The following is a 5,479-nucleotide window of genomic DNA, read 5'->3' as shown; positions in this document are numbered from 1 at the left end:
TTAAACTCCGGTACTCAATTTGATCTTATGAATATTATGCTTGTACCAACTAATATTTCACCACTTTATTAAAGTTTGAGGTTCTTATGTAAATATAAGTTTATAGTTTTTGATCTATCTACTAAAATTAAGTATATATAATGTATGGATGTTAGAGGTTGTCTTAAAGTAGTTGAATGATTACTCTGAGGCAACCTCTTTATTTTTATTCTTAGGAATTCACAAATAGTAAAATGATATTTCAGCTATACAAAAAAATAACCATAGATAACATAAAAGTTTTCAAAAATACAATTAAAAGGAATGAGATAATAAAAATACTTAAATTTAAAGAAATAACATTGCATACTATTATTAATTTTTTGTGACATTATTAAACCTCGGTACTGTTTCCAAATGAAAATATGAGTATTTATGTCAAAATTGCAATATATTTATAATCATAATATATGTTTGTGAATTAATAAACTAATTATTTTATGTGTTTTATGTTTAATTTAGTGAAAATTAGCTTTTAAATACTTATATATATATGATTATCATTAAGGAAAAACAAAATGATTTCTTAGTAGGACACTATTATGAGCTAAATTAATAAAAGTTATTTAGTAAAATAATTCTGTGTAAGATAGGGGGAAGAATATAAGGTGAATTTTAACAAAAATATTATTAAATATGGATATGGATTTTAGCGATAACTGTAGAAATAGAAAATTTTACAGTGAAATAACTACTTACATTTATGAAACAAAGGGAGGACTGAGTTCTTAATATAGGGAAATAATCTCAGTATTTAGTTCAATTCTATGTTAATAATCTAGGGGAAATAGCTTACTTCCTATTGAAATTAATGTGAACGTGTAAGATTTTAAATCCAAAAATTTATATGGTCCATTGCCAGTGGGCCCCAAAATAATTATTAATATCACACTTTGTGTTAGACAAGGTGATTTAGAGGATGTAACCAATTTTGAAAAACTGTTAATTTTATGGGAATTCGTAAAATATATTCTAATACAATAACATATGTTACAAAAATGAAATTGCGATAGCGAGCGAAGTACATGATAAAATTGGTACACCATTCCTAGAGAATGGGAGCGTAACTTTAAATGCAAAATGTAATTCTACAAACACTTTGACGTACAAAAACCATGGAATTTTAGATTATGTGGAAACGGTTTAATCTATTATTATGCTCCCGCATACTATTGCCTATATAACGGTATTATTAGATGTGAAAATCAAAGAGGGAGTCTTCACTCATAACTTGGAGAATGATTACCCTTAGTTCAATATAAGGTAATGAATAAAAGCAGGCAAAGTTAGACATATTGGAGATATTCATAAATTCAAAGCTCTTCTATAATTACTGATGATCCAGACTACTATTCAGCTAACCGAGGATGGAATTTTTTAATGAGAATACTGTAACATTTTGAATGTGTTATTTGAATATACGGACATAAAATTAGAAGGATTTTTTTGAAAAAGTTTAACTATAAAACCCAATATATTATCACTTGAGCAGAAATCTACAAAAAAATGGATTAATTTAATAATGTGCATACCTCAAGTTTAATTTATAAAATACACTTGAGGTATGTATCCATATAGTTCTTTAAACTATTAATATGCTTATTTATTATATAGAATGTCTTCCGAATGAAACAGCAAACACGAAAATAATATTATAGCATCAATATTAAAAGTAACTTTTTTGGATATATATGAGCAGTTGATTTCAACAAAGACTTTTTCCGTTACTATATAGAAACCCATATTTATGTTGATAGCATAAAGACTATTGAAGGGAGCTTGCTTTAGATCAATTTTATAACGGATCGAGTAAGAAACCTTGATAGACACATCAAGAAAAATAAAATTTTTCTTATGAATTAAAATAAAAACAGTTCGAAATATATACCCGAATTACAATTATATTTATTGAATCTAATTCTTAATAACTTATTATAACAATGGAGTGAATTTGATTGTCATTTATAAAAAATAGTAAGATAGGCACTAAATTAAACGGATTGATAACGATATCTATCGTCGCTTGTATAACCCTTTCCACAATAGGTTTTTTTTGTTTAGCAGAAAGTAAGAATGCTTCAACTAACATGTACGAAAATAATTTATTGTCAATCCAACATATTGGATCTGTAGAAGCGAATATTTTCCATGTTAATATGAATTTAATGGAGATGATGATATCAAAAGATGAAAAAAGAATTAAAGAATTACTGGCGGAGATCAACGATGCTCGAAAAGAAAATGATAAGTTATTAAAACAATTTGAGTCTAAAATTAGTTCTAACAAAGAATTAAAATTGTATAAAGATTTTTACGGATTATTTGATGAATTAAGAATACAAATAAAAAAAATACAAGATATAAACTTATCCAATAATGAAGACTTATTTACATATTATTTAAAAGAGATTGAACCAAATATTAAAAAGGCAATAGAATCTATCCAGGAACTTATTAGATATAACAAAAATAATGCAGAACAGTTACAGAAATCTAATATCAGCAGTATAAAAAATACAATGACATTGTTTATTAGCATATCAGTTTTAGCAATAATAATTGTTACTTTAATCGGTTATTTTATTAAACGTGCAATCAAGCAACCAATCATATTATTACAACAAGACATGGAAAAAGTATCTGAAGGTAATTTAACAATACGCACTTCTTATGAATCTAATAATGAATTAGGACATATAGTACACTCTTTTAACAATATGTTAGATAATCTACAACAACTAATAGGAAATGTAAAGAGTACAGCCAACGAGGTTATTTCTTCTACAGAAGGTATGTTACAAAACACAAAAAAAGCATCTTATCTATCAAATGAAGTTGTTCAAAATATTTCTGAAGTAAATACCAAAATAGAAGGACAATTTATAAGTATCCAAGAGAATTCATCATCATTAAAAGAAATTGCTACCGGAGTTCAAACTATCGCTGAATCATCAAAAATGGTTACTGAAATGTCCGTTGAAACAACTGAACATGTAAATTCAGGCAGTGAAGAAATAAAACAATCCATCCTTCAAATGAATAGTGTACATGCAGTAGTTGAAGAAACCTCTATAGTAATAGATACACTTGTTACACGCACGCAGCAAATTGATAAAGCCCTAGATGCAATTACTAATATTGCAGACCAAACTAATCTTTTAGCATTAAACGCTGCAATTGAAGCTGCACGTGCTGGTGAAAATGGGAAAGGATTTGCAGTGGTTGCAGAAGAAGTAAGGGATTTGGCAGAAAAATCTAAAGAGTTCGCTAATGAAATAAATCATTTAATCAAAAATATTCTACAAGATACAAAAGCTACAGTTGATGTAATGCAAAGGGGGAAACAAAAAGCAATAGAAGGAAAAGAAGCCGCTCAGAAGGCAAACCAAGTATTCTTTTCTGTTGTAAAGGATATTGATAAGATTTCTAGTCAAATGCAAGAGGTATGTGTAGCTACAGAAGAAATGTCTGCTGGAACAGATGAAGTGAATATATCATTGTCAACAGTTTCTAAAACAGCAGCACAAGTAGCTAATGGGACAAGTCATGCTGCACAGTCAATCCAAGAACAGGCAATCTCAATTGAGGATATTGCCAATCAATCTAACAAAGTAAAGGGAAAAGTAGAAGAATTGGTACAGTTAGTTTCACAATTCACTATAGAGGGACATGGAAAGAAGGATTAAATTATATAACGTAACTTTCACTTGACTTAGTAAAACATGTATTGGTGCAAAAAATGGTTCTATTGTGAATTTTTAAGAGATAAAATTTAGGTATGATTGCTAGTGATTTTTGCAATTTATCATACGTAGAAAAAACGAAGTTTGGTCTTTATAAACTTCGTTTTTTTTATATAGAATGAACGGTTTAAATGCCCTTTAAGGAAAGTGAAGCATGACGAATACTTTAAAATCCTAAGAATTTTGCAACACGTCTTTTTATATTTCTATGCCAATGGTCTTGCTCGATGTTCGCGTTCCTTTCGAAATTGGAAGCCTAGTGTATGACCATTATTACCAATTGGACAATCTAAAAGCTACATTCTCTGTTTTCCTTTATATAGGACCTTTTAATTTCTAAAATGATAATTGTATAAAAAGAATTAATGTTATTTAAGATGTTGAACTATTGTTAAATCTACAATTTTCGCATTACTTAAAAATAAATTATATTAAGCAACATTATTTGGTGTCTTTAAAGTTTTTTGATTATTGAATGATATTAAGTATAAAAACAGAAAGAAGGGATGAATTTGGATAATAACTCCTTGTTAATAGTATGCTTTAAAAATCATGAAAACTAAAATTGTAGTATTTTTCTCCATAACATCCATAATTTTTTTCATAGTATTCACTTATGTATATAATCAGAAATTACCTAATCATAAGTATCCACAATGGGGTGGATTTCTAAAATATATTTCTTAAACAAGATAGAGGAGTAAGTTTAAGACGGATATTAAATTAATTGAAATTGGACATATTTAGAGTATAGAAAAACTGCTGAGGAGGAAATTATATGAATATTCGAGAAAGTGAATTGCCGGGCATCGGTTATAAATTTCATATTGTCACAAAAGATAATAATAAAATGGTAATCGTGATTCATGATGATGGACGTAGAGAAATGTATCATTTTGATACAGACCACGAAGAAAGTATCTCAAGTGTCTCTTTGTGTGATTCAGAGGCAAGAAAGCTCGCAGCAATATTAGGAGGAATGGTATATAAACCTCAAGCTTTAGAAACAATTGAAATGGCATTTGAAGGAATAACAATTGAATGGTTTAAAGTTGAAAATAAAGCTCTTGCCATTGAAAAAACAATAGGTCAGCTTGAAATAAGAAAAATATACAATGTAACTGTTATAGCCATTATAAGAGAAAACATGAAAAAATTATTTAACCCAGGACCAGAATCTGTTATCGAGAAGGGGGATATGTTAGTAGTCTCTGGAGAAAGAAACGAAGTTAAAAAACTTATTAATGAATTACTTTCAAATAGAGGAGACTGACTAGATGGATACTTTAATTTTTGAAGTTGGTACAGCTCTAATTTTAGTAGCAATTGCAGCAGTGATCGCTGGAAGACTTAAATTTTCAATTATTCCTTTTTTAATTATTCTGGGAATGTTAGTCGGCCCGCATGCTCCCGTAATAGGTATAATCGATTTCAGATTTATAGAAAGTGAAAGTGTAATATCCTTCCTGGGAAGGATTGGGGTACTTTTTCTTCTTTTTTACCTAGGATTAGAATTTTCAATGAAAAAGCTAATTAAATCTGGGCGTTCTATCGCAATTGGTGGAACAATCTATATTTTGGTTAACTTTTCGTTGGGGTTACTATATGGATTGCTAATGGGATTCCCTTTATTAGAAATTTTAATTATAGCTGGTATTATTACAATTTCTTCTAGTGCTATTGTGGCAAAAGTACTA

General features: G+C 28.6%; 3 protein-coding genes. All 3 read left to right on the top strand.

Annotation, left to right across the window (positions count from 1 at the left end; genetic code table 11):
- Nucleotides 1–1,994: 1,994 nt before the first annotated feature.
- Nucleotides 1,995–3,725 carry a methyl-accepting chemotaxis protein gene (locus ACS2CR_RS33300; RefSeq protein WP_309567814.1) on the top strand — a complete coding sequence of 577 codons (1,731 nt, stop codon included), beginning with the start codon at nt 1,995–1,997 and terminating at the stop codon, nt 3,723–3,725.
- A gap of 835 nt (nt 3,726–4,560) precedes the next feature.
- Nucleotides 4,561–5,055 (top strand): cation:proton antiporter regulatory subunit, encoded by a 495-nt coding sequence (locus ACS2CR_RS33295; RefSeq protein WP_001026061.1) that lies wholly within the window; start codon nt 4,561–4,563, stop codon nt 5,053–5,055.
- 4 nt (nt 5,056–5,059) lie between these two features.
- The coding region (locus ACS2CR_RS33290) for a cation:proton antiporter domain-containing protein (protein WP_438906146.1) at nt 5,060–5,479 on the top strand (420 nt) is incomplete at its 3' end.

It is taken from the genome of Bacillus cereus group sp. BceL291 (assembly GCF_051776705.1).
Lineage (GTDB): Bacteria > Bacillota > Bacilli > Bacillales > Bacillaceae_G > Bacillus_A > Bacillus_A cereus.
This window is presented reverse-complemented; position numbering and strand designations above follow the sequence as displayed.